This is a genomic window from Pseudomonas sp. JAI120, from assembly GCF_014207255.1.
Taxonomy (GTDB): Bacteria; Pseudomonadota; Gammaproteobacteria; order Pseudomonadales; family Pseudomonadaceae; genus Aquipseudomonas.
Genome location: NZ_JACHCZ010000005.1, coordinates 224,946 through 243,268 on the forward strand (window position 1 = coordinate 224,946; position 18,323 = coordinate 243,268).

Genomic DNA, 18,323 nt, shown 5'->3' on the forward strand with positions numbered 1-18,323 from the left:
GAGAACCGGAGGCCTTATGTTCGCCGCGAACTCCAGGGAACACGTCGACTGTGTCAGTCGCGTGGTCCGCAATGCCGATCGCCTGCCCCAGGCGCCGGTGCCGTCGCTGATTTTCGATTCATGGCGGCGCTCCATGGAGCAACACCACCTCGACCCCGGCTCGCTGCAGGGGCCCCGCATCCTCACCGAACCCTTGCTCAAAGAATGCCGCGAGCGCGCGGAACTGTTCATGCGCATCGCCAGCGAAGAAGTCGGGCAACTGCACCATCGGGTGCGCCACGCCGACTACTGCGTGATGCTGACCGACGCCCAGGGCCAGACCATCGACCACCGCGTCGACACTGCCATCCGCAGCGACTGCCGCAAAGCCGGCCTGTACCTCGGCACCTGCTGGTCGGAAGCCGAGGAAGGCACATGCGGCGTGGCCACGGTGCTGACCAGCAAGGCCGCAGTGACCGTGCACAAGCGCGACCACTTCCGTGCCGCCTTTATCAGCCTGACCTGCTCCGCCGCGCCGATCTTCGACCCCCAGGGCAACCTGCTGGGCGTGATGGACGCCTCGGCGCTCAAATCCCCGGATGACCGACGCAGCCAGCATTTGGTGCGGCAGATGGTGGCGCAGAGTGCCCAAGCCATCGAGAACGCCTTCTTCATGCACAGCGCCCGCGAGCACTGGGTGCTCCAGGCCCACAGCACACCGGGCTATGTGGACAGCCAGCCCGACCTGCTGCTGGCCTGGGACCAGGATGGACGCCTGCAGGCGCTGAACAGCAAGGCGCGCCAGGCACTGCGCCGGCGTTTCGGCCAGGTGCCGGAGCATATCGGCGAAGTGTTCGACCTGGATGCGTTGCGCTCGGCCACCGATCAATCAACCCAACACCTGCAATGGCTGGGCGAGCCTGGCGTCTTGCACGTGCGGGTCAACACCCCGCGACGCAAACCGGCACGGCCCGTTGCGCACACTCAGGTCGACCCACGGGTGGAAGAACACCTGCGCCTGGCCGTGCGCGTCAAGGACCGCAACCTGCCGGTACTGGTGCAGGGTGAAACCGGTGCAGGCAAGGAAGTTTTCGCCCGCCAACTGCACGAACGCAGCGCCCGGCGAACAGGGCCCTTTGTCGCGGTGAACTGCGCGGCGATCCCCGAGAACCTGATTGAAAGCGAGCTGTTCGGCTACGTGGCCGGGGCCTTTACCGGTGCGTCCAGCAAAGGCATGCCGGGGCTGTTGGTGCAGGCCGATGGCGGCACGTTGTTCCTCGATGAAATCGGCGATATGCCGCTGGCCTTACAGACGCGCCTATTGCGGGTGATGGCCGAGGGTGAAGTCGCGCCCCTGGGCGGGGCCAAAACCCGCACGGTGGACATCCAGGTGATCTGCGCCAGCCACCGCGACCTGGCCGTGCTGGTCAACGAAGGACGCTTTCGCGAAGACCTGTACTTCCGCCTCGGCTGCGCCCGCTTCTGCCTGCCACCGCTGCGCGAGCGCAGTGACAAACTGGCATTGATCAACCGGCTGGTGGAGCAGCAAGCGCGCGGCAGCGGCGTCTCGGTGGGCATCGGCCAGGCCGCGCTGGAACGACTGCTGGGCTACGCCTGGCCGGGCAATGTGCGCCAACTGCACCATGCGCTGGCGTATGCCTGTGCGGTGTGTGAAGGCGGGACCATCCAGTTGGCGGACTTGCCGGTGGAAGTGCGCGGCGAACAGGTCGAGGCGCTGACCGAGCACAGCGTCAGCCCGGAACGCCAAGTGGTACTGGACGCGTTGATCCGGCATCGCTGGAAGCCGTTGCCGACGGCGCAGGCGTTGGGCATTTCCCGAGCCACCCTGTACCGCCGAGTCAACCAGTTGGGCATCGACATGCCCGGCAAGCACTGACACAACGGGGTCAACCATGTGGGAGGGGGGCTTGCCCCCTCCCACATTTAACACCGCAGGCCTTGGAAGATCAGCGATAAACCAGCCCGCCATCGATCAACGGCGCCTGCCCGGTCATGTAATCCGCATCCGGCCCGGCCAGGTAGGCCACCAACCCCGCCACATCCTCCGGCGTTTCCGCACGGCCCAAGGCAATCCCATCCACATACTTCTTGTAGGTCGCGCCCACTTCAGCCCCGGTAATCTCGGCCATACGCTTGTCGATCTCCACCCACATGTCGGTGCCCACCACCCCAGGGCAGTAGGCATTGACCGTGATCCCGGCGCTCGCCAGTTCCTTGGCCGCCGCCTGGGTCAAGGCCCGCACGGCAAACTTGGTGGCCGAGTACACACCCAGCAACGCAAAGCCTTCGTGGCCGGCGATGGAGCAGGCATTGATGATCTTGCCCTTCTGCTTGAGCGCCTTGAATTTCTTGCCGGCAGCCTGGATGCCCCACAATACGCCCTGCACATTGATGCCCAGGGTACGCTCGACCTGTTCCGGGCTGACGTCCAGCAGCGAATCGATCTGCGCGACCCCGGCGTTGTTGACGATGATGTCGAAGCCACCAAGGGTCTGGTGCGCATGCTCGACCGCCGCCACCACCTGATCGCGCTTGGACACGTCGGCGATAAACACCGAGGCCTTGCGCCCCAACGCCACGACTTCGGCGGCCACGGCTTCGAGCTTGGCGCCATTGATGTCGACCAGGGCGATGTCGGCACCGTCCTGTGCCAGGCGAAGGGCGATGGCCCGGCCAATGCCCTGCCCGGCGCCGGTCACCAGCGCAACTTTTCCAGCGATACTCATGACAATCTCCTGCAACGATGAGAGAGCGTTGTCTATCGCAGGTGCGCGCACGGGCTGTCGAGGCGCAAAGGGTTTGGCGTTGGCGTTGAGACGCACTGTCTCAGCGCACGCGCCGGTACCGAACGCTTGTAAAACCTGGCCGTTATGCCTAGTTTATGCGCCCCCCGCCCTGCGCTTTAAGGCCCTGCCCCCATGGTTTTGCGTTTTCGTCCCGTCGTCAGTACACGTTTCGCTCTCGGCCTGCTGCTCAGCGGCGGTATCGGCAATAGTTGGGCGGCGCAGATCGAACTGCCGGCGGTGCAGGTCCAGGGCGAGGACGCGTCCGGCTATCGCGCAGACACCGCCTCGGTCGGCGGCTTCAATGAGGCGCCGCTGCTGGACACCCCGGCCTCGATCACGGTGATCAATGCCGCGTTGATCAAGGACCAGCAAGCACGCCTGCTCAGTGAAGTGCTGCGCAACGATGCCTCGGTGGGCGACAGCTACGCCCCCATCGGCTACTACGAAAATTTCGTGGTGCGCGGTTTCTCGCTGAATGCGGCGAGCAGCTACAAGATCAACGGGCGCACCATCACCGGCGAGCAGAACGTTGCCCTGGAAAACAAGCAGCAGGTAGAAGTGCTCAAGGGCCTGGCCGGTTTGCAGAGCGGGATTTCCGAACCCAGCGGCGTGATCAACTACGTGACCAAGCGCCCGGAGGATGTGCGCTCGGTGACGGTGTCCACCGATGACCGTGGCAGTGGCTATATCGCCACCGACGTCGGCGGCTGGTTTGGCAGCGAGCAGCAATTCGGCCTGCGCGCCAACATCGCCCATGAAGACCTCAATTCCTATGTGGAGCACGCCAACGGCCAGCGCGATTTCGTATCCCTGGCCTTCGACTGGAACATCAGCCCCGACGCCGTGCTGCAACTCGACGCGGAATACCAGAACAAGCAACAACGCTCGGTGCCGGGCTACCAGTTGCTGGGCGGCAACGAGGTGCCCCACGATGCCTCGCCGAAAAAACTGCTGGGCCACCAGAGCGGTTCCAGGCAGGTCGGCATCGACGCGTTGAACCTCAACGGCACGTTCGAGTACAGCTTCAGCGACCAATGGAAAGGCAGCGTCAGCGCCGCGCGCAGCAAGGTGGTGATTGATGACTACAGTTCGTTTGCCTGGGGCTGCTATGGCTCGACCAGTTGCACCTCCAGCGTGCCGAACTACTTCAGCCCCGAAGGCAACTACGACGTCTACGACTACCGCAGCCCCGACGATACCCGCCGTGACGATGAAGTCCAGGCGGCGATGACCGGCCTGTTCGACACCGCAGGCATCGGCCATGAACTGACCTTCGGCACCAGCGCGTTTCGCCGGGTGATCGACAAGCGCAAGTCCGTCAACGAGTACATCGGCACGACCAATATCGACGATGATGCACCGACGTTCACGCCCACCGACAAGCCTTTGAACGACAGCCATCGCACCCTCGACAGCCGCCAGTACGGCCTGTTCGTCACCGACCGCATCCGCTTCAACGAGCAATGGCAAACCATCCTCGGCGGCCGCGAAGTGCGCCTGGATGAAAAAGCCTTCGACGGCGTGACGGGCGACCAAGCCCGCCATACCCAGCAATACGTGTTTCTGCCCCAGGCGGCATTGATCTACAAACCCATAGAAAATATCTCGCTGTACACCAGTTACAGCAAAGGCCTGTCCCTGGGCGGCACTGCGCCGTGGTTTGCCAACAACGCCGATGAAACCCTGGCCCCGACCACCTCGCGGCAAATCGAAGCCGGGGTGAAATACGACTGGCGCCGCATCAGCTTCGCCGCCGCCGTGTTCCAGACGCGCCAAGCCTACCAGTACGCCAAGCCGGAGGGCGCCGGTACCTTTACCTATGTGCAACAGGGCGAGCAGAAGAACACCGGCGTGGAACTGTCGGCCAACGGCTGGGCCACCGAGCGCCTGCAGATTTCCACCAGCGTGGCGGCGATTCGTGCCCGGGTGAACGGCAGCGGCACGCCGGAATACGAAGAGCACCAGGCGATCAACGTGCCCAAGCTGCGCGCCAGTGTGTACGCCGATTATGCCTTGCCGTGGGTCAATGGCCTGGCGGTGCTCGGCGGCGTGCAATACAGCGCCAAGAAGTACGCCAACCGCAACGGCAATGTGGAGGTGGGGGATTATGCGGTGGTCAACGTCGGCAGCCGCTACACCACCAAGGTCGACGGCTACGAGACGGTGCTGCGCCTGAGCGTCGACAACCTGTTCGACAAGCGCTACTGGCGCGACGCGGGCGAGTACATGGGCGATGACTATCTGTTCATGGGCGCACCACTGACGGCGCGCCTGAGTGCTTCGGTAAACTTCTGACACTTACCCCTGTGGCGAGCGGGCTTGCCCCGCGTTGGGCTGCGCAGCAGCCCCAATAAGAGCGCTGCAGTGCGCCAGGCAGCTCCGGGGCTGTGTTTTGGGGCTGCTCCGCAGCCCAACGCGGGGCAAGCCCGCTCGCCACAAAAGAGCCCTTCTCAACCACCTTTACTTGGGCATCTTGCGAAACCCTACCGCGAGTCGATTCCAGCTGTTGATGGTGGCGATGGCCACGCTCAGGTCGACTTGCTCCTGGGGGGTGAACTCAGCGGCAAGCGCAGTGAAGTCTGCGTCCGGGGCGTGAGTCTGGCTCAGCAGTGTCAGGCTCTCGGCCCAGGCCAACGCCGCGCGTTCACGCGGGGTGAAGAACGGCGTTTCGCGCCAGGCCGACAGGGTGTACAGGCGACGCTCGGTCTCGCCACCCTTGCGGGCATCGGCGGTGTGCATGTCGAGGCAGAACGCGCAGCCGTTGATCTGTGATACACGCAGGCGTATCAGTTCCAGCAATGGCAGCTCGATGGACAGTTTGCCGACGGCGGCTTCCAGGGCGAGCATGGCTTTCATGGCGTCTGGGGAAGCGGTGTAGAAATCGGTACGGGCTTGCATGAGGAACTCCAGAACGGTGGGAAGTGGTGGCTAGGTTAGCCACCGGGCCGTACGGGAGAAATAGCCAATTGCGGGGAAGAACAGGTGACCAATGGGGCGGTGTGTGATCAACCCGGCAATGGAATCACCCGCAACGGCCTCACCGATTTATAGGAAAAACTCGAATAGATCTCCTTGACGCAAGGCAGCGTCTGCAACACCTCCCGCGCAAACTCGCCGAACGACTCCAGGTCCTTCGCCACCACCTCCAGCAAAAAGTCATAGCGCCCCGACACGTTATGACAGGCCACAATTTCCGGAATATCCAACAAGCGCTGCTCAAACGCGCGGGCAATTTCCTGGGTGTGGCTCTCCATCATGATGCTGACAAACGCCGTCACCCCATACCCCAGCGCCTTGGGCGAGAGGATCGCCTGGTAGCCACTGATCACCCCGCTCTCCTCCAGGTTCCTGACCCGCCGCCAGCACGGTGAAGTGGTCAGGGACACGCGCTCGGCCAGCTCGGCCACGGTTAGACGGGCGTTGCCTTGCAGGGCGTTTAATAGTGCTTTGTCGGTGCGATCCAGCGTGACGGGCATGATGTGCCTCTGTTTATTGTTTTTAGCGATTTTTCATCCCAGGACAGGGGACTTGTCGGCAATATTTGGAAAATACAGCCGTGGTTATGAGCATAGCATTGTAGGAAATAAGGAGCGTCCGACATGAACAATAAACACAACGCATTCGGCTTTTCCACCCGTGCCATCCACCACGGCTACGACCCCAAGGACCACCACGGCGCACTCGTGCCGCCGATCTACCTGTCGGCCACGTTTGCCTTTCCCACCGCCGAATACGGCGCCGCCTGTTTTGCCGGTGAGGCCAGCGGCCATTTCTATACACGCATTTCCAACCCGACCCTGGCGCTGCTGGAGTCCCGCATGGCCACCCTGGAAAACGGCGAGGCAGCGGTGGCGTTCAGTTCCGGCATGGGCGCAATTGCCGCAACATTCTGGACCCTGCTGCGCCCAGGCGATGAGGTGATCGTCAGCCAGACACTCTACGGCTGCACCTTCGCCCTGCTGCATCACGGTATCGGCGAGTTCGGCATCAAGGTGCGCCACGTCGACCTCACCGACCTGGCCGCCCTGCAAGCGGCGCTGAGCCCCGCCACGCGCATGATCTACTGCGAGACCCCGGCCAATCCCACCCTGCGACTGGTGGACATCGCCGCCGTGGCCGCCCTCGCCCATCAACAGCCGAATGTGACCGTGGTGGTCGATAACACCTACTGCACGCCGTACCTGCAACGGCCCCTGGAACTGGGCGCCGACGTGGTTGTGCACTCCGCCACCAAATACCTAAGCGGCCATGGCGACATCACCGCCGGTATTGCCGTCAGCAACCAAGCCCTGGCCCAGCGCATTCGCCTGCAAGGCCTCAAGGACTTGACCGGCGCGGTGATGTCGCCCCAGGACGCTTCGCTGTTGATGCGCGGCCTCAAGACGTTGGCCCTGCGCATGGACCGCCATTGCAGCAACGCCCAGGCCGTGGCCGAAGCCTTGCAGGCGCATCCCGCCGTGGAGTGGGTGACGTATCCGGGGCTGCGCAGCTTCGCGCAATACGCATTGGCGGCGCGGCAGATGAGCCAGGCCGGCGGCATGATCGCCTTCGAACTCAAGGGCGGGATCGACACCGGTCGACGCTTCATGAATGCCCTCAAGCTGTTCACCCGCGCGGTCAGCCTGGGCGACGCCGAGTCACTGGCCCAGCACCCGGCGAGCATGACCCATAGCACCTACACCCCTGAAGAGCGCGCGCATCACGGTATCAGCGAAGGCCTGGTGCGTTTATCAGTGGGGCTTGAGGACGTTGCCGACCTGTTGGCGGACGTGCAGCAGGCGCTGGCCAAGTGCAGCCGCGCCGTGCCGCGCCAAACGCTCAAGCCTCCCGCACCTTCACCTTCAAATGCCGCGCATACCAAGGCCGCTGCGGCACGCGCTTGAACAGGCCCTGCAACAGGTTCTCGTCCTCGCCAAAGGTAATGCGCAATGCGAGCTTCATGGTTTCCGGGTCCATCTCCATCGACTTGCCCATCTGCAACCCCGGTGTGGTGCTGCAGCCATGAGTGTCCGGGCCCAGCCACGGGTCGCCGACTTCGACCCAGCGCCCCGGCGCGAACCAAGCCACGCCATTGACGTCCAGGCGCCTGACCTCGCCGGGGTTGAAGCGTTCGTGGGCGCGGTACCAGTCTTCTATGCGGTCGTCGATCCAGCCGTGAAAGTGCCAGAACACCGGGTTTACGTGGGATGAAAACGGGTCGCCGAGGAAGTCGTTTTCTGCCGCGTACCAGCGCGCGGCAAAGTCTGCCGGGTCGCGGGCCAGGGGTACCGGGGCGCCGTTGGACGGGTCGCGGGGCACCGAGGCCCAGCGCATGTGCAGCCAGTCGTGCAGGCCCAGTTCCATTTCGGAGCCGAGTTGACCAAGGGTGCGTTTGGCCAGGTAGCGCGGGTCGCGGTATTGGGATTCCCAGACCTGGAAGTTGCTGTGGTAAGTCTCGGCGGCCTTGATGTCGGCGACCCACTGGGTGTACTCGCTGTCATCCGGCTCCGACCAGGTGGGCGGCAGCGCGAAGCCGTCGTGGTTGTCGAAGTAACGCAGGAAACCAAGGCGATCACGCTCCAGCGCCGGTTGCGGTTCGGGGAATGCGGGCCACGAGGGCAAGTCCTGCATGGAACGCGCGGTGCCGAGCATATGGCGGTGCATGAAGAAGAAGTCGATGCCCGAGCCGTTGCGGTCTTTGAGCTTGCCGCGGGCGTCGCGCTCTTTACCGCGCGGGCCGGGTTGCCAGCCGATGCCGCGCAGGGCGTCGCGTTTTGCTTCGGAGAGTTTGTGCCACTGGTCACGGGTGGCGTGCCATAGCTGGTGAAACAGGCGGTGCTCGGGGGCGATCAGCCAGGCCAACAGGGTCGGATTGAGGCCGATGCGTTGGCGGGCTTCGGGAAACAGCTGTTTGTGGGCGATAAAGCGGTTGTCGTGCTCGGTCAGGGCAAGCGGCCGATCCAGGTCGAGGATTTGCCCACTGAGGGTGCCGCTGCCGGCATTGCCGAAGTCGGCCCAGACCTCATCGAGGGTCATCTTGAACTCATAGGCGGGCCTGCCGTCGAGGGCATCGCGGTCGATCAGGCGCCAGTAGAGCAACGCGCCCTCGCCCGTCAGCAGGTCACCGAGCACGCGGTAGCGCGGTTCGCCTTCGCTGCGCAGGTTGGCGGCGGTGTCCAGGTAGCCGCGCAGGCCACGGCCACGGGGAGCGATGTCGAGCAGCAGTTCCAGGCCTTGCAGCGGCAAGCCCTTGAGGCCGGCGTCGCGGCCTTCCAGGCGCAGGCTCCACACCCCGCGCAAGGTGTTGGCCAAGTGCTGCCCGGCGGTGTCGGCCAGGTCAACGGTGGCTTCGCCGGGAGTGATGGGGAATTCTTCTTCGCGCGTCAACTCGCGATGGGCATAGAAGGCGGCCGGCACAGCCGCGCCGGTCAGCGCCAGGCCTGCGATGAACCCACGTCGAGAGATGGTCATTGTCTACCTTAGGAAACGGCTTTATCAGAGCTAGAACGTTTGCAGGCCAGGGAAATTTACCGCCCTGCCCGCGCCGCCTAAATTTCCCAGCGCATCACTCGTTCCTCCCTGATAGCGAAGGCCTCAACTGACTGAGATGGCAATGACAAAACCACGTTCGAAAAAGGCGCTGTACATCGGCTTGCCGCTGGCATTGGCCATCGGTGCCGGCGCAGGCTTCCTGGCCTGGGATCATTGGTTCAAGGGCAATGCCGGCTACCCGCTCGCAGTGATCAAGCAGGCCAATGAAATGCAGGACCGCTTGCTGTCGTTCGACAGCCATATCACCGTCCCCATGGACTTCGGCACCGCCGGCAACGAGGTGGACAAGGACGGCAGCGGCCAGTTCGACCTGGTCAAGGCGGCACGCGGGCGCTTGTCCGGCGCTGCCCTGACGATTTTCGGCTGGCCGGAAATCTGGAATGGCCCCAACGCGCCGCACAGGCCCACTGACGGCTTTGTCGAGGAAGCCCGCCACGAGCAGGAGGTGCGCTACAAGATCATCTCCGGCATGGTGCGTGATTTTCCCAATCAAGTCGGCATCGCCTATACCCCGGACGACTTTCGACGCCTGCATGGCGAAGGCAAGTTTGCGATCTTTATCAGCATGCTCAACGCCTACCCGCTGGGCAATGACCTGAACCAACTGGACCTGTGGGCGGCACGTGGCATGCGCATGTTCGGCTTCAGCTATGTGGGCAATAACGCCTGGTCGGACTCATCGCGCCCGCTGCCGTTTTTCAACGACTCGGTGGATGCGCTCGACGGCCTGTCGGACATCGGCAAACAAGCGGTGCAGCGCCTCAATGACCTGGGGGTGATCATCGATGTGTCACAGATGTCGACCAAGGCCCTGGAGCAGGTGGCGCAGTTGAGCCGCACGCCGATGGTGGCGTCGCACTCGGCGCCGCGCGCAGCGGTGGACATCCCGCGCAACCTCAGCGACAAGGAACTGCAACTGATCAAGCGCAGCGGCGGCGTGGTGCAAATCGTGGGCTTCTCGGCCTACCTGCGCCCGCTGAGCCAACCGACCCAGGACAAGCTCAACACCCTGCGCGTCCGCTTCGACCTGCCCCCCCTGCCCAACCTGGCCGTAGCCTTGATGCCGGGTGACGCGATCATCGCCGCCTGGCCCGAGCACAGGTTCGGCGAGTACGCCAGCGCGTTGTACGCGATCCTCGATGAGGAACCCAAGGCCACGCTCAAGGACCTGGGCGACGCCATCGACTACACCGTGCGCAAGATCGGTATCGATCACGTCGGTATCGCTTCGGACTTCAATGACGGCGGCGGCCTCGACGGCTGGAACAACGTCGGCGAAATCCGCAACGTCACCGCCGAGCTGATCCAGCGCGGTTACTCCGAAGCCGACATCGCCAAACTGTGGGGAGGCAACTTCCTGCGGGTGTGGGACCAGGTACAAAAAGCCGCCAAGCCCTTGGCCAATCGTTAATCACCTAGAAGCAAGTCCATGACTGACCGCCGTACGTTTCTCAAGTTGGCCGGGGTAGTTGCCGCCAGCCTGCCATTGGGCGCTGCACGCCTCCCGCAAGCACTGGCTGCCAACACAACAGATGACCCATGGACGGGGTTCAAGCAGTTGTTCAACCAGGATCCGGATTACCTGCACTTCTCCAATTTCCTGGTGGCCTCGCACCCCAGGCCGGTACGCGAAGCCATTGAGCGCTACCGCGCACAGATCGACCGTAACCCGGGGCTCGCCATGGACTGGGACCTGGAGGAAACCTGGAAACGCGAAGGCCAGGTGCGCGAATGGGCCGGCCGCTACCTCAAGGCCGCCCCGCCGCAGATCGCCCTCACCGGCAGCACCTCCGAAGGCCTGGCGATGATCTATGGCGGCATCAAGGTGCGCCCGGACCAGGAAATCCTCACCACCGTGCATGAGCATTACGCCACCCAGAACGTGCTGGATTTTCGCGTGCTCAAGGAAGGCACCCAGGTACGCCGGATCACACTGTTCGAGCGCGCCAGCCAGGTCTCTGCCGACGAAGTAGTGGGAAACATCCAGCGCAATATCCGCCCCAACACCCGCGTGCTGGGAATGACCTGGGTACAGTCCGGCAGCGGCGTGAAACTGCCCATCGGTGAGATCGGCAAGCTGGTGGATGAGCACAACCGCAACCGCGATGACAGCGACCGCATCCTCTATGTGGTGGACGGCGTGCATGGTTTCGGCGTGGAAAACCTCGACTTCCCCGACATGCACTGCGACTTCTTTATCGCCGGCACCCATAAATGGATGTTCGGCCCCCGCGGCACCGGCCTGGTCTGCGCCCGCAACCCTGAAAACAAGTACGTCACGCCCATGGTGCCGACCTTCTCCGAGGACAAGGACTTCGCCACCATCATGACCCCCGGCGGTTATCACGCCTTCGAGCATCGCTGGGCGGCGGATGAGGCCTTCAAGCTGCACCTGCAACTGGGCAAGGCGCCGGTGCAGGCGCGCATTCATGGGCTGAACGCCGAACTCAAGGAGCAATTGCTGGCGCACCCGCAGATCGAATTGGTCACGCCGCGCAGCCCCGAGCTGTCCGCCGGTTTCACCTTCTTCCGGGTCAAAGGCCAGGACAGTGGTGCGGTGGCGGCCCACATGCTGAAAAACCGCGTGGTGATCGATGCGGTGGACCGCGACGTCGGCCCGGTGATCCGCACGGCGCCCGGCCTGCTCAACAATTCCGAAGAAATCCAGCGCTTCATGACCCTGCTCAGCCAGCGGTTGTGACACCCCTTTCCCCTTTGAACGAGAGGTCCACATGACGCCATTGCGACTCAAACCCCTGACGGCCCTGGCGCTGACCGCCCTGTGCGGCGCGCTGCTGCCAGGCCTGGCCCTGGCCGCCACACCGCAACCGGGCAAAGTGTTCAAGGACTGCAAGGACTGCCCGGAAATGGTGGTACTCCCTGCGGGCACCTTCACCATGGGCACACCGGAAGACGAAGTCGGCCGCGAGCCGGACGAAGGCCCGATGCATGACGTGACCTTTGCCAAGCCGTTCGCCATGAGCCGCTTCCACATCACCGCCGCTGAATGGGACAGCTATATCCGCCAGACCGGTGTGAAGATCGCCGACGGCGACACCCGCCCCGGCCGCGAATGCATCGCCAGCAAGCCGCGCTACCCCCAGGGCCCGCGCCAGCCGGCGGTGTGCATGGACATGGACGACATCAAGCACTATGTGGCCTGGCTGTCGAAAAAGACCGGCCAGCAGTACCACATGGTCAGCGAAGCCCAGCGCGAATACGCCGCGCGCGCCGGTTCCACCGGGCCATTCCCCTTCCCGTTCGACGAGGGCAAGGGCTACAGCATCGCCCAGCATGCCAACACCTACGGGCCGGCGGACGGGTACAGCTATTCTTCGCCGGTAGGCAGCTACCCGGCGAATGCGTTTGGCATGTACGACATGCATGGCAATGTCTATGAGCGGGTGGCCGACTGCGAGCACCCCAACTATGTCGGCGCGCCGACGGATGGCAGCGCCTGGATGGAGCCGAACTGCGAGGGCTACATGATTCGCGGCAATGACTGGGGCGAAGCGCCGGTGTTCTCGCGTTCGGGCAACCGCAACACCATCTATCCGCAGACGCGGGGGGATTGGATTGGCTTCAGGGTAGTGCGCGATCTCTGAAGCTGACGGGATTTAATGTGGGGGGCTTGCTCCCGATGGGGTGCGGCAGTCGACATCGCCATTGACTGATACTCCGCCATCGGGCGCAAGCCCCCTCCCACAGTCAAATCGTGCGTGACTTAGACCCCTTCTGCGCCAACAACTCCAGGCCTTCATGCAGCGCCGGGAACAGGCTGTTGTTGAAGTTGTTCCAGCGCAGCTCGAGGATGGTGTCGTCCGGCGAGATCTCGGTCTTGAGCACGTCGTGGAACACTTCGCCGGAGTCGATGCCGTTGTCCACGTAGTGGAACGATGCGCCAGTGAGGTACAGCGGTTCACACGGCTGCGTCTGCTTGGTCGCCCAATCCACCACGGCTTGTCCACGGGCACCGTACAAGGCATTCCAGGTGGCGTAGGCACCCCGGCGCTCATAGGGCGATTCGATACGGGTGATACCGGGGTGAATGTTCATGATGCGACGGGCAAACGGCGCACCGGGGCGCACCAGTTCGTCCAGGATCACCAGCAGGCCGTCCAGCACCACGATATCGGCCTTCAATTCCACCAGCGTGTCATGCAGGCGGCGTTCGAAGTCCTGCTTGCCGGCGATATGCTCGGCGCTGCCCCGTGGCAGGCGGCGATAGGTGGACGGCACGCTCAGCAGCAGGTCGTTGACCAGGTTGCCCTGTACCTGCAAATCCGCCGGATAGAGCCACTGGCGCCCCGGTTTATAGGCAAACCCATAGTCAGCCACCAACTGCTGGTCGCGCGGGTTCTGCTCATCGTCGTCATACACCACGCCCACCAGGTTGTAGGCCTCGCCCAGCGACGTGTCGTTGAGCGACCCCACCAGAAACTCCAGCACCGACTTCATGTAACGCTCGTGGTCCTTGTAGGCCACCGGCTGCCCGGCCTTGTCGGCGGCGGCATTGCGCAGGGACCACACGTACACCAGATTCTTTTTCGTCATTGTTTCGCTCTCGCTGGATAGATCAGGCACGCGCCCATACGCGTGCGCCTACACCACAAGAACGAACCAGCCGCCGGGCAATTTATCCACCCACCACTCCGCTGGGCATGCCGAGGTAAATAGTCGCGCCAATCCTTCGTTTGTCATGGGTAAGGGTCTGTGTGCCCAGCCCCCTCTTTTTCACTTTCCGGGAAGTACTTATGACCGACCCCAAGCGCGGCGCCTTCAAAGGTTTGCTTGCATTGCTCAGGCCGTTTCGCACCATCGTGACGGTCTCCATCGCCCTGGGCATGGCCGGCGGCCTGGCCATCACGCTGTTGCTGGCGACCATCAACAACGCGCTGCACTCTTCGACCGGTATGACCCAAGGCGTGATCCTGAGCTTTGCTGCGCTGTGCGTGCTGGCGCTGACCAGTTCGATCGTCTCCGATATCGGCACCAACTACGTGGGCCAGCGGATCATTGCCGCCCTGCGCAAGGATCTCGGCGAAAAGGTGCTGTCGGCGCCCATCGAGCAGATCGAACAGTATCGCTCCCACCGCCTGATTCCGGTGCTGACCCATGACGTCGACACCATCAGCGACTTTTCCTTCGCCTTCACCCCACTGGCCATCGCCACCACGGTGACCCTGGGCTGCCTGGGCTACCTGGCGTACCTGTCGGTGCCAATGTTCCTGATGATGGTGGTGGCGATCATCATCGGCAGCAGCGTGCAATTCATTGCCGGCGCCAAGGGCATTCGCGGCTTCGACGAGGCCCGCGACCAGGAAGATGAGCTGCAACGCTACTATTCGGCGATCGCCTCCGGCGCCAAGGAGCTGCGTATCCACCGGCCACGGCGCTACCGCATGAACACCCACCGCATCCAGGAAACCGCCGACCGCATCAGCGATATCCAGGTGCGCTCGGTGAACATCTATATCGTCGCCAAGACCTTCGGCTCGATGCTGTTCTTCGTGGTCATCGGCCTGGCGCTGGCGATGCAGGCCTATAACCCGAACCCTGACCCGGCGGTGATCACCGGTTTCGTGCTGGTGCTGCTGTACATGAAAGGCCCGCTGGAACACGTGGTGGGTTACCTGCCGATCATCGGCAAGGCGCGCATTGCGTTTGCGCGCATCACCGAACTGTCCGAACGCTTCTCCTCGCCTGAACCGCACTTGCTGATGGACGGCAGCGAAGCGCCGACACCAGTAGTGCACAGCCTGGAGTTGCGCGGCGTGAGCTACAGCCCGCCGCCGGTGGAAGGCAGCCAGCCGTTCCACCTGGGGCCGATCAACCTGAGCATCAAGCAGGGCGATATCGTGTTTATCGTTGGCGAGAACGGCTGCGGCAAGACCACCCTGATCAAGCTGCTGCTGGGCCTGTATCAACCCCATACCGGGGAAATCCGCCTCAACGGCGAAACCGTGACCGACCCGGCGCGCGACGACTATCGACAGTTGTTCACCACGGTATTCGCCGACTACTACCTGTTCGACGACCTGGTCCAGGGCAGCGCCACTCAGTCGTTGGACAGCGCTGCCAAGTACCTGGAGCGCCTGGAAATCGCGCACAAGGTCAGCGTCAAGGACGGCGTATTCAGCACCACCGACCTCTCCACCGGCCAGCGCAAGCGCCTGGCACTGGTCAACGCCTGGCTGGAAGAACGCCCGGTGCTGGTGTTCGACGAATGGGCCGCCGACCAGGACCCGGCCTTTCGCCGCGTGTTCTACACCGAGCTGCTGCCGGACCTCAAGCGCTTGGGCAAGACGATCATTGTGATCAGCCATGACGACCGCTACTTCGATATCGCCGACCAGCTGGTGCGCTTGAGTGCAGGGAAAGTCGTTGCGGAGTTGGAGCCCGCATAATTTTTTCCGGTTTATGCGAGTGCGAACGTCTCATATGCAGCAATGAGAATTAACCGCATTAAGTACCCATCTGCCAACACTTAAAAAGAGAAACAACACCATGCCAGTACGGCTTGCCCTCAGCCCATTGAGCACCGCACTTTCCATGCGGCGGGCCCTGAAATTCAACGCTCTGCCCAATAGCCTGGCCCTGGCGGCCAGCCTGTCGATGGCGGGTTATGTGCAGGCGCAAGAGTTCGAATTGAACATCCCCGCGCAGCCGTTGAGTACTGCGCTGCAGGTATTTGGCCAACAGACCAACCTGCAAATCCTGTACAGCCCGGAGACCGTGCAGAACAAGCACAGCACGGCAGTCAGCGGCAAGATGGACCCGGTACGGGCGATCGAGCAAATGCTGGGAGGGACCGGCGTCAGCTACAGCCTGCAAGGCAGCTCGATGATCATCAACGCGCCCGGCTCCGGTAGCGGCGCCCTCGAGCTTGGCGCCACCCAGATCAACGCCAACCAACTGGGTACCATCACCGAAGGTTCCGGTTCCTACACGCCAGGCACCATCGCCACCGCCACCAAGATGGTGCTGACACCGCGCGAGACGCCGCAGTCGATTTCCGTGGTCACCCGCCAGACCATGGACGACTTCGGCCTGAACGGCATCGACGACGTGATGCGCCACACACCGGGCATCACCGTCTCGACCTTCGACAGCGAGCGCACCAACTATTATTCCCGGGGCTTCCCGATCCAGAATTTCCAGTACGACGGCGTGCCGACCACCCGCAACGAAGGTTACTCGGCCGGCCAGACCCTGAGCGACATGGCGATCTACGACCGTGTCGAAATCCTCAAGGGCACCACCGGCCTGATGACCGGCGCCGGCGGCCCGGGCGGCACCATCAACCTGGTGCGCAAGAAGCCGACCGCCGAGTTCCAGGGGCATGTGGGCCTGGGCGCCGGCTCGTGGGACAACTACCGCTCGGAGCTGGACGTGAGCGGCCCGCTGACCGAAAGCGGCAACGTGCGCGGGCGTGCCGTGGCGGTGTACCAGGACAAGCATTCGTTCATCGACCACTATGAACGCAAGACCAATGTCTACTACGGCATCCTCGAATTCGACCTGTCGCCGGACACCCTGCTGACCGTCGGTGCCGACTATCAGGACACCGATCCCAAGGGTTCGAGCTGGTCCGGCAGCCGCTCGTTGTTCGATGGTGCAGGTAACGAGATCAGCTTTGACCGTGGCTACAACAATGGCCCGAAGTGGAGCAGCTGGGGGCAATACAGCCGCAGCGTTTTCGCTACCCTGGAGCACGCGCTGGATAACGGCTGGATCGCCAAGGCCAACTACAGCAACCAGCTCAATGGCTACAACGCGCCACTGGGTTACGCTTCTCCAATAGACAAATCCACCGACAGAGCCTCGGTCTATGGTTCCAAGTTCACCGGCAAGACCATCAGCAACAACGGCGACTTCTACCTCTCCGGGCCATTCAGCCTGGGCGGTCGCGAGCATCAACTGGTCGTCGGTTCTTCGGTTTCGCGCTCGCACTGGGAAGGCAACGACTATTACGGTTACGAAGCGACCTACAAGGACAGCAATAACTTCCCGCTCTATGAGTGGAACGGCGACAGCCTCGAACCGCAATGGGGCCCGGCCCACGAAAAAGACGACATCACCCGCCAGGCAGCGGTCTACTTCTCGACACGCCTGAGCCTCACTGACGACCTGTCCCTGTTGCTCGGTTCGCGCCTGACCGACTACCGCCTGACCGGCACCAACGACTCGCGCGAGACCGGCAAACTCATCCCGTATGCGGGCGTGGTGTACGACCTGAATAAAAACTTCTCGGTGTACGGCAGCTATACCTCGATCTTCATGCCGCAGCAGCTGCGGCCCGACCGCAACAACAAGATGGTCGAGCCTGACGAAGGCGAGAACTATGAACTGGGTGTGAAGGGTGAGTTCTATGACGGCCGCCTGAATGCCAGCCTCGCCTACTTCGAGATTCATGAGTCCAATCGCGCCGAGGAAGACACCGAGTACAACAACAATATGCCGGCCAACTCGCCTGTCGAGTGGGCCTACATGGGCGTCCAGGCCAAGACCAAGGGCTATGAAGCCGAGATTTCCGGTGAGCTGCTGCCAGGCTGGCAGGTGCAGGCGGGCTACACCCACAAGGTGATCCGCGATGACGATGGCAAGAAGTTCTCCACCTGGGAACCTCAGGACCAGCTCAATTTCTACACCAGCTACAAGCTGACCGGCGCCCTCGACAAGCTCACCCTCGGCGGCGGTGCGCGCTGGCAAGGTGAGGCGTGGCAGGATGTCTACAACCGCGGCAAGAGTGTCACCCAGCGGTTCTCCCAAGACCCGTACTGGCTGGTCGACGCCATGGCGCGCTACCAGATCAGCAAGAACCTCTCCGCCTCGATCAACGTCAACAACGTGTTCGACAAGCGCTACTACACCAACATCGGCTTCTACACGTCGTCCTACTCGGGCGACCCGCGCAACGTGATGCTGTCGACCCGCTGGGACTTCTGATCTAACCCCGGCAACCTCCAGACACCCTGCGCAGCCCGCCTGCCCAGGGTGTTTTTT

Annotated in this window: 13 protein-coding genes; 8 read left to right on the forward strand and 5 right to left on the reverse strand. The window is 63.0% G+C overall.

The genetic code is table 11. The features are described from left to right. Positions 1 to 16: 16 nt before the first annotated feature. Complete coding sequence (locus HDC32_RS24810; RefSeq protein WP_131700191.1) at positions 17 to 1,876, forward strand: sigma-54-dependent Fis family transcriptional regulator; 1,860 nt, start codon at positions 17 to 19, stop codon at positions 1,874 to 1,876. A gap of 70 nt (positions 1,877 to 1,946) precedes the next feature. On the opposite strand, the gene HDC32_RS24815 is transcribed toward HDC32_RS24810, so the two are convergent. Next, the gene (locus HDC32_RS24815) at positions 1,947 to 2,726 is read right to left on the reverse strand and encodes an acetoin reductase (RefSeq protein WP_131700190.1); all 780 of its coding nucleotides are present in this window, start codon (positions 2,724 to 2,726) and stop codon (positions 1,947 to 1,949) included. A gap of 192 nt (positions 2,727 to 2,918) precedes the next feature. On the opposite strand from HDC32_RS24815, the gene HDC32_RS24820 reads away from it, so the two are divergent. After that, positions 2,919 to 5,081, forward strand: a complete 2,163-nt coding sequence (locus HDC32_RS24820) for a TonB-dependent siderophore receptor (RefSeq protein ID WP_184745887.1) — start codon at positions 2,919 to 2,921, stop codon at positions 5,079 to 5,081. 165 nt (positions 5,082 to 5,246) lie between these two features. Here the strand turns inward: HDC32_RS24820 and HDC32_RS24825 are convergent, their stop codons facing one another. Together HDC32_RS24825 and HDC32_RS24830 are read right to left on the reverse strand one after the other, a co-directional pair. Further along, complete coding sequence (locus tag HDC32_RS24825) at positions 5,247 to 5,684, reverse strand: carboxymuconolactone decarboxylase family protein (protein ID WP_184745889.1); 438 nt, start codon at positions 5,682 to 5,684, stop codon at positions 5,247 to 5,249. Positions 5,685 to 5,791: 107 nt separating this feature from the next. Further along, positions 5,792 to 6,262 carry an Lrp/AsnC family transcriptional regulator gene (locus HDC32_RS24830; protein WP_184745891.1) on the reverse strand — a complete coding sequence of 157 codons (471 nt, stop codon included), beginning with the start codon at positions 6,260 to 6,262 and terminating at the stop codon, positions 5,792 to 5,794. A gap of 123 nt (positions 6,263 to 6,385) precedes the next feature. Between HDC32_RS24830 and HDC32_RS24835 the strand changes: the two genes are divergently transcribed. Next, positions 6,386 to 7,669, forward strand: coding sequence for a methionine gamma-lyase (locus tag HDC32_RS24835; RefSeq protein WP_260403720.1), 1,284 nt, complete (start codon positions 6,386 to 6,388; stop codon positions 7,667 to 7,669). On the opposite strand, the gene HDC32_RS24840 is transcribed toward HDC32_RS24835, so the two are convergent. After that, a complete protein-coding gene (locus tag HDC32_RS24840; protein WP_184745893.1) occupies positions 7,605 to 9,236 on the reverse strand; it encodes a PvdJ/PvdD/PvdP-like protein in 1,632 nt (543 codons plus the stop codon). The two genes, HDC32_RS24835 and HDC32_RS24840, sit on opposite strands and share 65 nt — an antisense overlap. 142 nt (positions 9,237 to 9,378) lie before the next feature. Here HDC32_RS24840 and pvdM point away from each other — a divergent pair, with 142 nt between their 5' ends. From pvdM to HDC32_RS24855, 3 genes are read left to right on the forward strand one after another with little or no spacing between them, the layout of a single operon-like run. Then, positions 9,379 to 10,728, forward strand: a complete 1,350-nt coding sequence (gene pvdM / locus HDC32_RS24845; RefSeq protein ID WP_184745895.1) for a pyoverdine-tailoring dipeptidase-like protein PvdM — start codon at positions 9,379 to 9,381, stop codon at positions 10,726 to 10,728. Positions 10,729 to 10,746: 18 nt separating this feature from the next. After that, the gene (locus tag HDC32_RS24850) at positions 10,747 to 12,018 is read left to right on the forward strand and encodes an aminotransferase class V-fold PLP-dependent enzyme (protein ID WP_184745897.1); all 1,272 of its coding nucleotides are present in this window, start codon (positions 10,747 to 10,749) and stop codon (positions 12,016 to 12,018) included. A gap of 31 nt (positions 12,019 to 12,049) precedes the next feature. Beyond that, positions 12,050 to 12,922 (forward strand): formylglycine-generating enzyme family protein, encoded by an 873-nt coding sequence (locus HDC32_RS24855; RefSeq protein WP_184745899.1) that lies wholly within the window; start codon positions 12,050 to 12,052, stop codon positions 12,920 to 12,922. Between the two features lie 103 nt (positions 12,923 to 13,025). On the opposite strand, the gene HDC32_RS24860 is transcribed toward HDC32_RS24855, so the two are convergent. Continuing rightward, positions 13,026 to 13,871: a N(5)-hydroxyornithine transformylase PvdF gene (locus tag HDC32_RS24860; RefSeq protein ID WP_184745901.1), complete on the reverse strand. Its 846-nt coding sequence runs from the start codon at positions 13,869 to 13,871 to the stop codon at positions 13,026 to 13,028. Positions 13,872 to 14,071: 200 nt separating this feature from the next. Between HDC32_RS24860 and HDC32_RS24865 the strand changes: the two genes are divergently transcribed. Both HDC32_RS24865 and HDC32_RS24870 read left to right on the forward strand, forming a co-directional pair. Then, positions 14,072 to 15,724: a cyclic peptide export ABC transporter gene (locus HDC32_RS24865; RefSeq protein ID WP_184745903.1), complete on the forward strand. Its 1,653-nt coding sequence runs from the start codon at positions 14,072 to 14,074 to the stop codon at positions 15,722 to 15,724. Positions 15,725 to 15,824: 100 nt separating this feature from the next. Beyond that, on the forward strand, positions 15,825 to 18,266 hold the full coding sequence (locus tag HDC32_RS24870; protein ID WP_184745905.1) for a TonB-dependent siderophore receptor: 2,442 nt from the start codon (positions 15,825 to 15,827) through the stop codon (positions 18,264 to 18,266). Positions 18,267 to 18,323 lie beyond the last annotated feature (57 nt).